Annotated in this window: 14 protein-coding genes; 2 read left to right on the top strand and 12 right to left on the bottom strand. The window is 51.2% G+C overall.

Annotated elements, in window-relative coordinates:
• Positions 1–79: 79 nt before the first annotated feature.
• From Q0372_RS04925 to recA, 5 genes are read right to left on the bottom strand one after another with little or no spacing between them, the layout of a single operon-like run.
• Complete coding sequence (locus tag Q0372_RS04925; RefSeq protein WP_298103306.1) at positions 80–709, bottom strand: NAD(P)H-dependent oxidoreductase; 630 nt, start codon at positions 707–709, stop codon at positions 80–82.
• Between the two features lie 9 nt (positions 710–718).
• Complete coding sequence (locus tag Q0372_RS04920; protein WP_298103303.1) at positions 719–1,909, bottom strand: hypothetical protein; 1,191 nt, start codon at positions 1,907–1,909, stop codon at positions 719–721.
• Positions 1,906–2,733 carry a hypothetical protein gene (locus tag Q0372_RS04915; RefSeq protein ID WP_298103300.1) on the bottom strand — a complete coding sequence of 276 codons (828 nt, stop codon included), beginning with the start codon at positions 2,731–2,733 and terminating at the stop codon, positions 1,906–1,908. The genes Q0372_RS04920 and Q0372_RS04915 overlap by 4 nt, the downstream gene beginning before the upstream one ends.
• Before the next feature lies 1 nt (position 2,734).
• Positions 2,735–3,985, bottom strand: a complete 1,251-nt coding sequence (gene eno / locus Q0372_RS04910) for a phosphopyruvate hydratase (RefSeq protein WP_298103297.1) — start codon at positions 3,983–3,985, stop codon at positions 2,735–2,737.
• Positions 3,985–5,028, bottom strand: coding sequence for a recombinase RecA (gene recA / locus Q0372_RS04905; RefSeq protein WP_298103294.1), 1,044 nt, complete (start codon positions 5,026–5,028; stop codon positions 3,985–3,987). The genes eno and recA overlap by 1 nt, the downstream gene beginning before the upstream one ends.
• A gap of 297 nt (positions 5,029–5,325) precedes the next feature.
• On the opposite strand from recA, the gene Q0372_RS04900 reads away from it, so the two are divergent.
• Both Q0372_RS04900 and Q0372_RS04895 read left to right on the top strand, forming a co-directional pair.
• Positions 5,326–6,222 carry an MqnA/MqnD/SBP family protein gene (locus Q0372_RS04900; RefSeq protein WP_298103291.1) on the top strand — a complete coding sequence of 299 codons (897 nt, stop codon included), beginning with the start codon at positions 5,326–5,328 and terminating at the stop codon, positions 6,220–6,222.
• A 391-nt stretch (positions 6,223–6,613) separates the two neighbouring features.
• Positions 6,614–7,405 (top strand): UDP-N-acetylmuramate dehydrogenase, encoded by a 792-nt coding sequence (locus Q0372_RS04895; protein WP_298103288.1) that lies wholly within the window; start codon positions 6,614–6,616, stop codon positions 7,403–7,405.
• 310 nt (positions 7,406–7,715) lie between these two features.
• Here the strand turns inward: Q0372_RS04895 and Q0372_RS04890 are convergent, their stop codons facing one another.
• From Q0372_RS04890 to Q0372_RS04860, 7 genes are all read right to left on the bottom strand, one after another.
• Positions 7,716–8,165 carry a hypothetical protein gene (locus tag Q0372_RS04890; RefSeq protein WP_297945680.1) on the bottom strand — a complete coding sequence of 150 codons (450 nt, stop codon included), beginning with the start codon at positions 8,163–8,165 and terminating at the stop codon, positions 7,716–7,718.
• 186 nt (positions 8,166–8,351) lie between these two features.
• Positions 8,352–9,887, bottom strand: coding sequence for a phosphatase PAP2/dual specificity phosphatase family protein (locus tag Q0372_RS04885; protein WP_298103285.1), 1,536 nt, complete (start codon positions 9,885–9,887; stop codon positions 8,352–8,354).
• 516 nt (positions 9,888–10,403) lie between these two features.
• The gene (locus tag Q0372_RS04880) at positions 10,404–12,428 is read right to left on the bottom strand and encodes a bifunctional alpha/beta hydrolase/class I SAM-dependent methyltransferase (RefSeq protein WP_298103283.1); all 2,025 of its coding nucleotides are present in this window, start codon (positions 12,426–12,428) and stop codon (positions 10,404–10,406) included.
• 38 nt (positions 12,429–12,466) lie between these two features.
• On the bottom strand, positions 12,467–13,021 hold the full coding sequence (locus tag Q0372_RS04875) for a DUF1287 domain-containing protein (RefSeq protein ID WP_298103280.1): 555 nt from the start codon (positions 13,019–13,021) through the stop codon (positions 12,467–12,469).
• 7 nt (positions 13,022–13,028) lie between these two features.
• Positions 13,029–13,958 carry a phosphatidate cytidylyltransferase gene (locus Q0372_RS04870; RefSeq protein ID WP_298103274.1) on the bottom strand — a complete coding sequence of 310 codons (930 nt, stop codon included), beginning with the start codon at positions 13,956–13,958 and terminating at the stop codon, positions 13,029–13,031.
• The gene (locus tag Q0372_RS04865) at positions 13,955–14,299 is read right to left on the bottom strand and encodes a hypothetical protein (RefSeq protein ID WP_298103270.1); all 345 of its coding nucleotides are present in this window, start codon (positions 14,297–14,299) and stop codon (positions 13,955–13,957) included. The genes Q0372_RS04870 and Q0372_RS04865 overlap by 4 nt, the downstream gene beginning before the upstream one ends.
• Positions 14,280–14,918, bottom strand: coding sequence for a lysophospholipid acyltransferase family protein (locus tag Q0372_RS04860; protein ID WP_298103267.1), 639 nt, complete (start codon positions 14,916–14,918; stop codon positions 14,280–14,282). The genes Q0372_RS04865 and Q0372_RS04860 overlap by 20 nt, the downstream gene beginning before the upstream one ends.
• Positions 14,919–15,213: the final 295 nt, after the last annotated feature.

Raw genomic sequence — 15,213 nt, 5'->3', positions numbered from 1 at the left:
AATGCGCGCGCCACGCTTTCGCACTAAACTTTGGAATTTATTGCGCCTCAAGCTTAACACTTCAAAAGCGCTTGCTAGCTTATTCGATCCACTTTACTACGTCATCCATGCTGCGGCGGATCTTTTGCGGCTGTGGATTTACGCGGTAGCCGAAAGGCACGAGTAGCGCCACGCGACGCTCATTCCATTTTAGATTCAAAATCTCTCCGAGCGCTGCGCGATCAAAGCCCTCCATTGGGCAGCTGTCGATACCGCGGCTTGCGGCCTCGTTCATCATCGCAAGTGCTGCAAACATGCACTGCGCGTGCGACCAATTAAATAGCTCCTCATCGTCGTTGTGAAAATAACCGCTTAAAAAATCTTGATAAAATTTATGCCTGTCGCCGATATATTTGGGCGCCTCGTCTTTTCTGCGTGTAATCATTCGCTCGATATAATCACTTCCTAGCTTTATGTCCTTGATCTTTGCTAAAATCACGACCAGATGTGAGCACGAGGTGATCTGCGGCTGATTCCACGATTTTTCGCGGATCTGCTCGCGCAACGCCTTGTTTTGCACAACCAAAAGGTCCCATTGCTCTAGCCCCGTAGAACTAGGTGCTAAGATGCCTGCCTGTAAAATGGCGTCAAAATCTGCTTTGCCGATTTTTTTGTTCTCGTCAAAAATTTTGCACGCGTGGCGAAATTTCATAATCTCTAAATGTGTCATAGTCTCTCCTTAATTAGAATTTTTGTAAATCAAATACCCGCCATCTTTGGGTCTGATGCTGAGGTTGCCCTCGCGCGAGCGCACGCCGATGCGGTAGTAGCCGTCCTCTTTAGTGACATTGATGTCGCTAAAGCCGCCGATATTTACAGCAAAGCTCGCGCCGCTAAGCGGGATATCTTGCCGCCAAAACTCCGCTTCAAGCGTGCCAGAAGCATTTGCGTCAGAGCTTTTGAAATCGTCTGCGGTGATGAGCTGCACGCTGTCTTTGCGGATGACAAATTTTAGTCCATCGTCAAATTTAAGCGTCTCTAGCGGTAGCTCCAGGCGCGGCGCGAAGCTAGGCGTGATGCCACTTTGCGAGGCCTGCTTTTGTAAATTTGGATCAGTCGAAGTAACCGAGACGTCCAGTGCCCTATGTAGCGCGGGTTTGGCGCTAGCGCTTAGCACGAAGTCATCGTGCCAATCAATCGAGCGATTGATATCAACGATCTTTTCGTGCAGGACCCCGTCGTCGTCCCTATATCGCACAATTAAGCTTTCGATCGTAAGGGCGTCGGAGGGAAGCGCAAAGGTTTGCTGCGTAAAATTTTTAGGCGCGGGAGTATTTTGCGACGTGGCGGCGGAACTTTGCGTCGGATTGGAATTTTGCGGAGCAGATTGCGCGTTTTGTTGCATAGTGGAGTTTTGCGCCGTAGAATTTTGAGCTGTAGAATTCTGTGCCGCCTTAAAATTTTGCGCTACTGTAGAATTTGACTCGCTTACTTCTGGCACAATCGGTAACTCATCAGGAGGCGGAAGCGTCGCAGCTGAAGGCTGCGCAGAAGAGTTTTGTTCCGTTTTTATGACCTGCGAAGGAGCACCGATGCCCGCTTTGGGCGCAGGAGCTTTTTTTTCGGTCTGCGAGAGCTGCGCGCTCACGGCTTTTTTGGCGGCGCTTGCTTTAATACTGGAATTAGCTTCTGCGGCGCTTTTTTGGATTGCTGCGGTAGGACTTTTAGATGTTTCAGGTCTCATTACAGCTTGCTTTTTAGCGCTTGGGCTTTGCGCACCTTTTTTTGGCTCTTTAATCGCCAAATCGGTAGAATTTTGCTCTTTTACCACGGCGATGTTGGGTTTCGTAGCGTTTGAATTTGCGTAATTTAAATTCTCAGCGTTTAAAAAAGCGCAAAGACCTAAAATTAGCAAAGAAATTTTTCTCATTTTTTAAGGTCCGGATCAAGCGAGCGACGCTCTAAATAAAGCTTTTGCAGCTCGGCGTTTTCCTCTTTTAGCCGCTCAACGTCGGTGAATAAAAACGCCTTTTCTTTTTGCAGCTGACGCAGCACTTCAAACGATCGTTTGCCAAACAGCACGTCGCCCACGAAGATTCCTGCAAAAACGACGCAGATGATCAGCGCAAGAGCTGCAAAAATCTGTTTAAGCGGTGAAAACGGATTGATAAAATTCAGCCGTTCTTTTAAATTTTTACGCTTCTTTGAAGCTTTTTTAGCGACAGGATCTGCGTTCTGCGGCATAAAAGAAAATTCTTGCGCAGCAGGATTTATGCCTTGCGCCGCAAAGCCCGTGCCATTAAAGCCGTGCTCTACGCTCTGAGCCGCAAAATCCGCGTCGTTTGGGAAGCGGTTTTCTTTCGCGTATAATTCTGCATTCTTTAAATCGCCACCCCCAATAAATTCTGAGCCGTAAAAACCTGCATCTGCTTGCGCGCTACCTTCGTAGTTTCCGCTTGCAGCGGAGCTTTTGCCGCTTAAATTAGAGTTACCACTTGTGGCATCAGAGGCAGAACCTGCTTCGTCTATACCGCGCGAAGCTCCGTTGCGATTTTTGCGGAAGCCAGCCCCTACTGCGCTAAAGCCTCCGCTAAAATCTTCATCGCTATAAAATTCATCATCGTCAAAAAAATCGTCCTCGTCAAAGTCTGCGTCTGAATATCTGCCTTGCGTGTCCGTATAATCCGCTCCGTCCGTATAGGTGCGCTGCGCGCCGCTTTTTAAGCCCTGCTTGGACTTTTTTTTAAAAAACATTTTAAATTTTATTTCCCAAAAACTCGTCCGTCTCGCGCTCGATCTCAAGCAGGCGGTTGTATTTGGCATTGCGTTCGCTTCTTGAGGTCGCACCCGTTTTGATTTGGCCCGTATTCATCGCAACGGCGAAGTCCGCGATAAAGCTATCCTCACTCTCGCCGCTTCTGTGGCTCATCACGCAGCGGTAGCCTTTGCGCTGAGCTAGGCGGATCGTCTGCATGGTTTGGCTAACCGTGCCGATTTGATTTGGTTTTATTAGGATCGCGTTGCCTACGCCTTTGGCGATACCTTCGCGTAAAATTTTCTCGTTCGTTACGAATAGATCGTCGCCCACGAGCTGCACTTTAGAGCCAAGCTTGCTCGTTAGCTTCGCCCAGCCCGCCCAGTCGTCCTCGCTTAGGCCGTCTTCGATCGAAAATATCGGATACTTCTCGCAAAGCTGTGCGTATCGCTCGATCAGCTCTTCGCTTGAAAATTCCTTACCTTCTAGCTTGTATTTGCCGTTTTCGTATAGCTCGCTAGCAGCCACGTCAAGGGCTAGTTTGATCTGCTCGCCTGCTTTGTAGCCCGCTTTTTCGATAGCTTGCATGATGAGTTTGATCGGCTCTTCGTTGTCGTTTAAATTCGGCGCAAATCCGCCCTCGTCGCCCACCGCCGTACTGTGGCCGGCCGCGTTTAGAAGGCCTTTTAGCGTGTGGTAAATTTCGCTCGCCGCTCGCAGCGCGTCGCTAAATTTATCAAATCCAAACGGCATAATCATAAATTCTTGAAAATCTACGCTGTTGTTCGCGTGCGCGCCGCCGTTGATGATATTAAACATCGGCACGGGCAGTACGCTAGCGTTCGCGCCGCCAAGGTAGCGGTACAAAGGCACGTCAAGGCTTTTAGCCGCTGCGCGCGCTACCGCCATAGATACGCCAAGCACCGCATTTGCGCCTAAATTTGAGTAGTTATCAGTGCCGTCAAGCTCGCGCATCTGCTCATCAAGCGCCTTTTGACCAAAAGCATCCAGCCCGATCACGGCTTCGGCGATCTGAGAATTTACGTTTTCCACCGCTTTTAGCACGCCCTTGCCGCAGTATCTATCGCCCCCGTCGCGAAGCTCCAGCGCCTCGCGTTTGCCCGTGCTTGCGCCGCTTGGGACTATCGCGCTTGCTACGGTGCCATCGCTTAGGGCCACGGTCGCCTTCACGGTCGGGTTGCCACGGCTATCTAGTACTTCTATCGCATAAACATCTTCGATATAAATCATTACTCATCTCCATTTTGTAAATTTTCTTCATCGTCCGCGCCTGCGCTGAAATTTACGCTACCCATCTGCTCGCGGATCTTTGCAGTGATCTCTTCAGCGACGGCAGGGTTATTCTCTAGATAAATTTTAGCGTTTTCGCGCCCTTGACCCAGCTTAGTGTCGCCGTAGCTGAACCATGCCCCGCTTTTATCGACGATGTCGAGCTTGACGCCGTAATCGATCAGCTCGCCTACTTTGCTGATGCCTTTGCCGAACATTATGTCAAATTCCGCGATCTTAAACGGCGGCGCCACCTTGTTTTTCACGACCTTGACCTTGGCGCGGTTACCGATGCTCTCTTCGTTTTGTTTCAAAGTGGCGATCTTGCGTATGTCGATGCGCACCGAAGCGTAAAATTTAAGCGCATTGCCGCCGGTCGTTGTCTCTGGCGTGCCGTAGCCCATCGCGCCAATCTTCATACGGATTTGGTTGATAAAGATCACCGTCGTATTCATCTTATGCACGACGCCGGCGAGCTTGCGCAGCGCTTGGCTCATAAGTCGCGCCTGAAGCCCCACATGCTGATCGCCCATATCGCCCTCGATCTCGTTTTTCGGCGTGAGCGCGGCGACGCTATCAACGACGATGAGATCGATCGCGCCGCTTTTTGCTAGGGTTTCTACGATGTCAAGTGCCTGCTCGCCGAAGTCGGGCTGACTGACGTAGAGATTGTCGGTATCGACGCCTAAATTTGAAGCGTATTTGACGTCCAGCGCGTGCTCGGCGTCTACGAATGCGCAAATTCCGCCCGCTTTTTGGCACTCGGCGATGATGTGAAGCGTAAGCGTCGTCTTTCCCGAGCTCTCCGGTCCGTAAATCTCGATAATACGCCCCTTCGGCACGCCGCCGATGCCAAGCGCGATGTCAAGCCCCACAGAGCCCGTAGAGATGGCGTCTATCGGCTCGACCTGCTTATCGCCCAGCCGCACCAGCGTGCCCTTGCCGAAAGCTTTGTCGATCGATTTTAGCGCCGCATCCAGCGTCTTTTTCTTTCCCTCGTCCATGTTTTTCCTTAAAAATAAATTCACCTGATTTTACCAAATTTGAAATGAATTTTTGATTATTCGCGCAAATTTGGCGTGGCATCGGAATTTGAAATTTTTAAGGAGCGTAAAAGTTCTGCGCGGCAAGCGGAGAGCATTAAATTTAGCCTTTTAAAGAGCCTCGATTTTTCACGTTTTTCTTTAGAAATTCCTCATTTTTATGAGGGCTGTAGCAAAATTTCACTATAATTTCGCAACATTTTGGAATCAAGCTGCGCACCGCGCGCGAAATTTAAAGCGGAGCAAAAAGGATAAAATTTGAAGATTTTTAAGCATATAAACGTCGCCCACTCACCCGACGCCGACGATATTTTTATGTATAAGGCGATTGATTTCGGTTGGGTGAGCTCCAAAAATCTAAAGCTTAGCGCCACGGCGCTTGATATCCAGACGCTAAACGACGAGGCGCTAAAGGGCACCTATGAGGCCACGGCGATTAGCTTCGCGTTATATCCGCTTATCTGCGACGAATACGCGCTTTTGCGCACGGCGGTGAGCTTCGGCGAGGGCTACGGCCCAAAGCTCGTTAAGAAAAAGGGCGCGATTTTAAAGCGAAATTTCAAGGTCGCGCTCAGCGGCAAACACACGACAAATGCCCTACTTTTTCGCATGGCATACCCGCAGGCGCGCGTGATTTATAAAAACTTCCTGCAGATCGAAGGCGCGGTTTTAAGCGGCGAAGTAGACGCGGGCGTGCTGATACACGAGAGTATTTTGGACTTTTCGGACGAGCTTTGCGTGGAGCGCGAGATCTGGGACATCTGGAGCGAACTAGCTGGCGAAAATCTACCGCTGCCGCTAGGCGGCATGGCGGTTCGCCGCAGCCTGCCGATAACGGACGCCGTCGAGTGCGAGCGCGTGCTAACCGAGGGCGTACGCATCGCCACCGCGCATAAGCCGCTTTTATCGCGCATGCTTCTCGAGCGCAATCTCATCCGCGTGGACGACGCAAAGCTGGAAAAATATCTGAGCCTTTATGCCAACGAGGCCTCGATCGAGCTTTCGGGGGCGCAGATAAGGGCGATAGATAGGCTATTTGAGCTTGGGTATGAGCGCGAATTTTATCCTGCGCCGATTAGCGCGCAGGAGAATTTTATCCCGCGCGAATATAACGAGATCCGTTTCGCGGACTGCAGCGGGCAAAACCCGATGTAAAGCCGGGCGAGGTTAAAATTTAGCTGAAATTTGACGCCGAGCTTGCCGCGATTTTGCCGCCAATTTCGTCAATCGACCGCGTGTTGTGGCGCCATTTTCGCGGTGCGATGTTCCGCCTCAAATTTACGGCTACGCGGCGATGAAATTTCACGGTGCGGAGGTACATTGTGCGGCTGTATTTTGTGCCGCAGGGTGCAAGTTGCGCGTGCGACATAGCGCACCGCTGAAAACGTATTGAAAGCGAGCTAAATTTAATCGCAGCAGCAGCGTTAAATTTTGAAATAGCGTTCGCGTTTAGCACCGTGCGGCGCGGCGGTATTGCTAAATTTTAAAACGATACGCGGCGAGCGGCAAGCGCGAAATTTAGAAATGAAATTTAAAAGGCAAAATTTTGAAAACAAAGCAGATAGATTTTAGCAAATACACCTCCGTGCGCATCGGCGGGAGCTTCGCAGTGCAAATTTTAAAGGATGAGGCCGATTTTGCGGAGTTTGAGAGTACCCGCGAGCGCGCGATCATCGGTGGCGGCAATAATCTGCTCATCTCGCCCGCGCCGCCGCACCTTGCGATGCTAAGCGAGGAGTTCGATCGCATAAGCTTAAGCGAAGATGTCCTTAGCATCGGAGCTGCGACGAAGTCGGGCAAAATTTATAATTTCGCCAAGAAACAAAACATCGGCGGCTTTGAGTTTTTGCGCAACATCCCGGGCCAGCTCGGCGGGCTAATCAAAATGAACGCAGGGCTCGCCGGCGCTAGCATCAGCGATAGCCTGCTTGCCGTGCGCTTGGCTCGCGGCTGGGTGGAGCGCGAGCGGATAAGCTTCGGCTACCGAAGAAGCGGGATCGAGGAGCCGATTTTGGGCGCCGAGTTTAAAATTTCACGCGGCTTTGATGCCGAACTCGCCGCGGATTTTGCCGCCAAGCGCGCCAACCAGCCAAAGGGAGCAAGCTTTGGAAGCTGCTTTAAAAACCCGCCGAATGACGCCGCGGGCAGGCTGATCGAAGCGGCGGGGCTTAAAGGCCACGCGATCGGCGGAGCGAAATTTAGCGAGCAGCACGCCAATTTCATCATAAATTTCGGCGGCGCGAGCTTTGAGGATGTGATTGCGCTCATAAATTTAGCGCAAAGCCGCGTTTTTGAGGAATTCGGTATCGAACTGGAAACCGAGGTCGTGGTGCTATAAAAGGAAATTCGTATATTTTGCCCAGACTAAACTTGCTCGGTTGTCTATTTCGTCTTTTTGCACTGGATTTTTTATGCTTTGAAATTTTAAAATACCGACGAAATCGTCAAATTTAAAGCTCTCGAATACAGTGCGCCGAGATACTAACTGCCGTTTCATCGCTTAAAATAGTCGCTACAAAAATAGTCCGCAAAAGCAATCAATTTTATCTCGTTTATCTCGCCGTAAAAAACAGTTGTTGAATTTTGCGCGCAAACCGACGCGGCCGTCTAAATCGGCGTTCCGTAACCGTCTAAGCGGGCAAGCAAATTTAGCTCAGATAGTAACCCGCCAAAGCTGCGACGATGGCGATGAGAGTAAGCGCGGCCGTTAATTTATATAGCCGCAAAGCTCCCGCGTAGCGACTTTTCATATTGCGGATTTTAGGCGGCTTGCTAGCTAAATTTAGCTCCGTAAGCGCCGCGTCAAATTTACTGCAATCAAGCCTCCCCTCCGCAAAATCTCTAAAAATCAGCGCATCAAAATGCAGCCTAACGTGCAGATAAAATAGCCCCGCAAAGGCCGTCAAAAAGCCCGCAATCACGGCAAAATTCGTAAAAATCGTAAGGCAGACGGCTAGCTGAAGCAAATTTAACAAGAAAAACAGCCTATGCGTCGCTAAAAACCTAGCCGTAACCAGCGCCAAGGCTCTGTCGTCCGTCCTTTGGCGGCATTCCCGCTCCCCGCCTTGCGCCGCTTTTTCTCGCTCCGCATTCGTCATTTTCCCTCCTTATTTTGGGCGTTTGGTTAAATTTCCGTTTATTTTCGCCGAGAAATTTACAATGCTGCTTGTTTCTAGCCTTCAGATTTTTAAATTTAATCCCTCAAACCGGACTTGATCACATTTGGCCTGCGCCTATTTCGCGCTTAAATTTGCCGCACTTGCTTTTGGGAATTTAGCTGGTCTTTACTCCGCTTTCGAATTTACGCGGGCTTCTGCAGTCAGCCGCTCTATCCGCTCACGCAGCGAGCTAGCGACTGCGATCTTTTCTCGGCGAGATTTTAGCAAATTTAGCGCCTCATCAAAGCCTAGTCCTGCGTAAATCACCAGCCAAGCAAGCAACACCGACGCGCTCCTGCCGTAGCCCAGCGCGCAGCACACTAACACCTTTTTACCGTTTTGCTCGGCGGCTCGCTCGTTCGCGCCTGTAAGATTTTGCCCCGCCTCGGCGATTTCGCTTTCGTTAGCCGCGACGCGCGTTTGCAAATTTACCCGCGAGTCCGCTTGCTCGTGAAATTTAAAATCTAGCCCGTGTGCGCAGCCGTTTACTTCGCCGCTAAAATTTGATCCTAGCTCTGCCTCCATTTGCGGTAAATTTTCACCGCCGCAAAGAGCCCTTTTTACGAGCCGCTCGAGTTCGTCCGCGCCGCGTTTTAGCTCGGTCGCGCTCGGCGTTATCATATCTAGCATAGGCACGCTTGCGTAAATTTGCGCGTCGCCCGGCCGCTCAAACTCGGCCGCACAGTCCAGCACCGCGTCAAATTTACCCGCCTGCTTAACCGAGCCTAGATACAGCCCGGGCAAAATCTCGTCTGAAAGCCGGCGTCTGCGCAACCAAAAAATCGCATTTAGCCGCGCGACGCAAAGATACGGGAAAAGTAAAGCTTTAGCCGCGGCGGCGTGACGGCCTTGCCCGTTTTTAGCAAAAACTCCCGCGCCCAAAAACGCGTAACCGCAAGCAACCAGCGCGAAACTAAGGCTCGCCCAAGATAGCCACAGCATCCACGCGCCCCAAATTTTAGCTCCCAAAATCGCCGCAAAAAGCGTCAAAAACGCAAGCCCTAGATATAGCGCCGCCCATTTGTAGCGAGCAGCCTCCCTAGCTATAGCAAAACTAAGCGGAGTGCCATCTAGCGGACGAATCAGTAGCACCAAGCAGCCCGCGGCCAGCCCCGTCGGAATGTCGATAAAATGGTGCTGATACGTGGTCAGCACGCTAAGGCCGATGAGCGCAAACCACGCGACAAGCGCCGCTTTAAGCCAAGCCGCACGCGCCTTGCGAAGGTAAAAAGCGCCCACCACGACGCAAAGTATGATGTGCAGCGACGGAGCTTGATTAAACGGGAGGTCAAAGGCGGCCAGGCTTGAGAATAAAAAGCCGCTAAGGCCCGAAACCGCGGGCTTCTCCCACGACATTTGCAGAGGAAAAGCGATGAAAAACAGCGTCGCGATCATCTGAGCGACTAGCAGCTGCGTAACGTAGCGCGCGAGCTCCCCGGCGTCACGGCAGAGGAAAAATCCAAGCGCGTAGAGCAAATTTAGCGACCAGTACGGCACGATGCTCCACGCCCAAAACGGTAGCGCGCGCTCCCACGCGAAATAAATCTCGGGCACGTTTGCGCGAGCGCTAGCGAGGGCGTTCGTGGCGCCGTAGCTAGCGTAAAATATCGCCGCAACGACGACTAGCGCGGCCAGCTGCGATAAAAACGGTTTTGTTTTCATTTTTGCCTTTTTTGCTAATTCTATCAAATTTTAGTGCATTTGCGCTTTGGCAGCTTAATCGGTCCGAGATCACTCGCTTGACGTAAAAGGCGTAAAAGCGTAAAATTTACTCACCGAGACCTGAATCTTTAAAATGTTAAATTTGGTTTGGTTAAATTTAGTATTGCGCATTAAATTTACTCTTTCTTGTTAAGGGAGGAGGGGCTTGAATTACGAAGTCGCTCCCTTCCCCCTTAACGATCCCCCAACCCCTACGACGTGAGAGGTTGCTGCGCTATGCGCAGTTTTATCTGGCGCTAACGCGCTGCGTGTTCAAATTTACGCTTTCACGATGCGGGTCTCGGTCGGTAAAATTTGCAAATTTGACCCCAAATTTGAGCGTAAAACGATAAGGCGCAGTATTTTTTCTTTAGACGAGGCGGAAACGACGGAGGCCAGAGAGCGGACTAGTCGTCCGTGACCAAAGCCGACCGAGTTTCTAACGAAGTATAAAGGAAAAAGACAAGCCGCAAAAGGCTAAATTTTAACAGCCAAGCTCACGCTAAATATCCCATCCCCATCTATCCACTCTTTCACCTTCTTAAATCCCGCATTTGCCACGAGCTGATCCATCTCGGCTTGGCTGCGGCGGCGCATGATCCATGCCGCACCCTGCCTGTGGCTAGATAAAGCACGCGCGATCATCTCAAGCTGCGGGTGCCACGGCTGATTGGTGTAGATGAGGTAGCCGCCGCTTTTTACGCTGCTTGAAAAGCCTTGCAACGCAGTGCGCACGACCGAGTTATCCGGGAAGAGCTCAAACAGCCCAGACACGACGCCTAGCGTATATGCGTCCTGCAGGCCCTCGTAGCTAGCGGCTTCGAACGCATTTGCCTGCGTGAAGCTCGCGACGTCCTGTAGCCCGCGCTCTTTTATCATTTCGCTGCCGGCTTTCACGTTGATATCGCTGTAGTCGCGTAGCGTTATGCGCTCAAATTCATGCCCCTGCGCGGCGTCTAGTATGTATCTGCCGTGTCCCGAGGCGATGTCTAGCAGTCGTAGCGGCTCGCCTCGCTCCTGCAGCTTTGCCACGGCTTGATCGATAGCTAGCTTGATATTTCGCTTGCGCTCCCTGATACCGCGCCAGCCGATGGCGTTTAGGTAAATTTCGTCGATAAATTTGAAAAATTTATTCGCCCCTTGCGGCTCGTTTCGGTAAACGTAGTCAAGCGTACTGCCGCTATCGTAGCCCGTATTTTCGCCGATCTTTAGCCCGCCGACCCACGGCGAAACCGCCTGCATAAATATCCGCTGAAATTTAAATCGCAAATTTTTCGGGCTAAATCTCGGCAGCGGCGTAGCTAGTCTATCGGCCTCCTCGCGGCTAAAGCCGTATTCGTCCGCGTGCGTGCAGTCCACCTCGCTAAAAGGCGCGCTAAACCTCTCGCCGACGAACTCGCGCACGATCTCAAACGCCCTCTCCCGCTCGCTCTCGCCCAGCGTATCGTGGTAAAATCCCTCTAAAATCTCGCGCCTTTTTACGTGCGCGCCAAGAGCGTTGTAAAACTCGTGCTGCGGGGCGTGCTCCACGACCCAATCATCGCCCGAGATTAACAGTAGCGTAGGCGTCGTGATCGCGGCGGCGTCCGAAACCACGCGCTGTGCCGCTTCGTAAAGCCCAAGCAGTATGCGCACCGAGATCGCGCGAGTGATGAGCGAGTCGGCGTCGTAGCTGGCCTGGCGCTGTTTGTCGTGCGTGAGATAGTGAGCTTTGACGTAGCTGTTTACGAAAAAATTTCCGCGCGCATTGTAAAGCGCCTTTAGTCCAGCTCTGGCAAACGGTACGTAAAGCTTCACGCTAAACGCGGGGCTAGCCAGCACCGCGCAGCGAACGCGCACAGCGTAGTCGTGCAGCCACGCCGAGACCAGAACCGCGCCCACGCTCTGAGCTATCACGGCTAGATTTTGCGTCTCAAAGCCAAATCTCTGCTCGATGTGCGCCACAAACTCGTCCACGTCGGCGATAACGCGGCCCATACTAGGCGCGTCGCCCCGCTCGCCGTCGCTCCTACCGTGTCCGCGCTGATCCCAGGCAAAATAGCTAAAACTCTCATCCGCTAGCCCGTCTGCTACGTGCGTCGTCCTGCCCGAGTGCTCGTGTCCGCGGTGAAATATCGCTACGGCTTTGGCATTCGGCGCGGCTTTAAATTTGAAATTTTGCTCGGCGTTTTCGCTCAAATTTGACGCGCCGCATTTGCCGGCTTCGTTTAAATTTGAGTCCGAGTTTTTGCCGCTTCTTTGTAAATTTTGCTCGTCCGATTTGCCTTCGCCGTTTAAGCCTGGCTTCGTATTTTCACCCGCGCCGCGCGCCTGCTCGCTAGCCAAATTTGACGTTTCATTTACGGCCTCGGCGCTCAAATTTGACCCGTCAAATTTGCCATCCTTACTCAAATTTGCTTCGCCTGCGCCCGGGTTTTCGCACGCTACGTCGCTAGCCAAACGGTATCTGTAAAATATCCTCACCCCGTCGCTGGTTATAAAATAGCTCTCTTTAAACTCCATTTTTCGCCTTTCTCGCTTAAATTTATCGATTTTTGCGCTTATTTTATCCTAAAGTGCCCCGTTATCTCGTAAACATTTAGCGCGTCCTCTTCCTGCGCGCCAAGCCCGATGTTGTGGATCACGAGCGGGGTTTTGCTAGCGGCAAATTTATCCGAAACTATACCGATGTGCGGCCTGCCGTTATCCAGCCGCCACGTCACGATATCGCCGGCTTTAAACTCGCCCTTCGCATCGTAACCCTTGCGTTTTAGATAGGTCGCGATGTTTGGCACGCGGAGATGATCGATGTTTTTGTCGGTCTTTTTCGCGCCCCAATTTTTTGGATAAGCGCTAAAATTTGCGCTCATATCCTCGTGAATGAGCCGCTGCAGATCGATATCCTGTCCGCGCAGCGCTCTAACTACGACGTCGGTGCAAACGCCCTTTATCATATCCACGTCGCCCATCGGATAGGCTAGCCTCTCGTACGAAGGATCATAAAATAGCGTCTGCCCAACCTGCGCTCTAGCGTCTTGTACGAGCTTTCCGGCCGAAAATGCAAAGGCTAAATTTGCCGTTAGTGCTAAAAGTAAAATTTTGCTCCAAATTTTCATCAAAACCTCACGCGTAAAAATATCTAACTATGTGAAAAAATATCGGCGCCGCAAAGCACAGCGAGTCCATACGGTCAAGCATCCCGCCGTGCCCACTGATCATATATCCCCAGTCTTTGACGCCCAGATCGCGCTTGATCGCCGACATAACAAGCCCTCCTAAAAAGCCCATCATACAAACGGCAAGCCCGATAAAAAACGCTCCCGTCGCGCCAAAAGGTGTGAGATGATGCAGACACGCGGCCAGCGCGCTAGCGCTAAGAACCCCTCCCACAAAGCCGACCACCGTTTTGGACGGGCTGATGCTAGGAGCGATCTTGCGTTTACCGAAAAGCTTGCCCCAGACGTACTGCAGCACGTCGCTAGATTGCACGACTAGGATCAAAAACAGCATCAGCTCCATGCTGCTGCCACTCTCAAGGTCTAGCAAAAGAAGCGCCGGGATGTGCGAGATACAAAACACGCAGATCATCAGCGCCCACTGGATCTTCGTCGAGCGCTCTAAAAAATATGCCGCGTCGCCGCAAATAGCCGCCAAAATCGGCAAAAATAAAAATCCGTAAACCGGGATAAATATCATCGCCATCGCGTACCAATCAGCATATATAAAAATATACTGCGCGGGCAAAATCACGTAAAAGCACACCACGAGCGCGATGTGATCGCCTCTGCGGATGTAGATGAGCGACAAAAACTCGCGCAAAGCGGCAAAAGATACGAGCAAAAACAAAAATATCACGGCGTTTTTGCCAAGATAAGTAAACGCAAAAATCACCAAAATCATCGCCCACCAGGCGTTTATGCGCGAGGTCAAATTTGAGACGGTTTTGTTTTCGGCGCCGAATTTCGCCTTTAATATAAAAGCCACGACGCTAGAGACGACTAGCACCGCGATGAGTCCTAAAAATAGATTTAAGATATGATTTTGCGGGTTCATTTTAGTGCCTTTTGGTTAAATTTGAAGCTAAATTTGACGTCTGTTTCGGAGCGCTCCGAGCGAGTAAAATTTGCGCGCGTTTGGTTTGCCGTGCGGACGGTTTGATTGGTTAAATTTTTTACGCAGTTTAAATTTGCGTTTGGGTCAAATTTGACTTGCGGCGTGGCGAGCGTTTTAGCCTGTGTTTCGCGCTCAAATTTGACGTTTTTGGCCGCCGTTTTAAAAGGCTCACCGTCAAATTTACCGTAAAAATCGGTCGCAAATCTCTTGCGTGGCGGATTTACGGGGCTTAAATTTACCGCTCTCGCCAAAGCCGCCTCGCTAGGCTTTCGTTCTATCATTTTGCGTATCGCTTATCGCTAGCAGCGCGTCTTGCGCCTTTTGTAAAAACTCTCCCTTGCCCTCGCCGCCGTAGATTATCTCCTCGCCCACTATCAGCTCGCAAAGCAGCGGGATAGGTATCATAAAGCCCTTAGGCAGGACGTTGCGCGCGTTTTTGATCCAAATCGGCACCAAAGGCACGGAGGAGCACTCCTGCGCTAAACGAAACACCCCGCTTTTAAACGGCTGCAACGCAAGGTCGTCGTCCATCTTGCGCGTGCCTTCCGGAAAGATGATGAGAGAGTGCGTCTGCAGCGCGTCTCTCATTTGCGCTAGCGCTTCCAGCGGATCTTTGCGGCGACTTATTAGCACCATGTTAAACACGTTTTTAGCAAGAAACCTGCGCACCGGCCCGCTCTCCCAATACTCCGCCGCCGCGACGGGACGCACGCGCTTTCTCACGCGATATGGCAGCGAGACGAAAATCAGCAAAAAATCGCCGTGACTAGCGTGGTTGGCGTAGTAAATTTTAGTACTCTCGCCGATATTTAAAAGCTCCTGCGGCGGCCGTACGCCCGTGATAAATATCGTGATACGGCAAAGGATAAAATCAAGCACTGCAGCTAAAAACTCTTTCACCCTGTATCCTTTTTACTCTTTTACTTTTCAAATTCACTTTTTGCGGCGCCCTCAATTTTACGGTTGCGTGCGGCAAATAAGCTTCTCGCCCTCTTTGCCGAAAACGAGCGTTTAGACATAAATTTGAGGCGATTAAAGCCGATACGGTTTTAAGTAACGCCTGCAATTTGCCGCTTTTGCTACTTGCCTTTGATTTCACCGACTTTGATAAAACGCTCGAAATTAACCGAGCGCGTTTTGCGCGCCTAGCGTCTTTTAAAGCGTCTAAATTAAGCGGACAAATTCGCCGTGATAT

Source organism: uncultured Campylobacter sp. (assembly GCF_937997405.1).
Taxonomy (GTDB): domain Bacteria; phylum Campylobacterota; class Campylobacteria; order Campylobacterales; family Campylobacteraceae; genus Campylobacter_B.
Note: the sequence above shows the minus strand (reverse complement) of the source record. Positions and strands in the feature narration are given on the sequence as shown.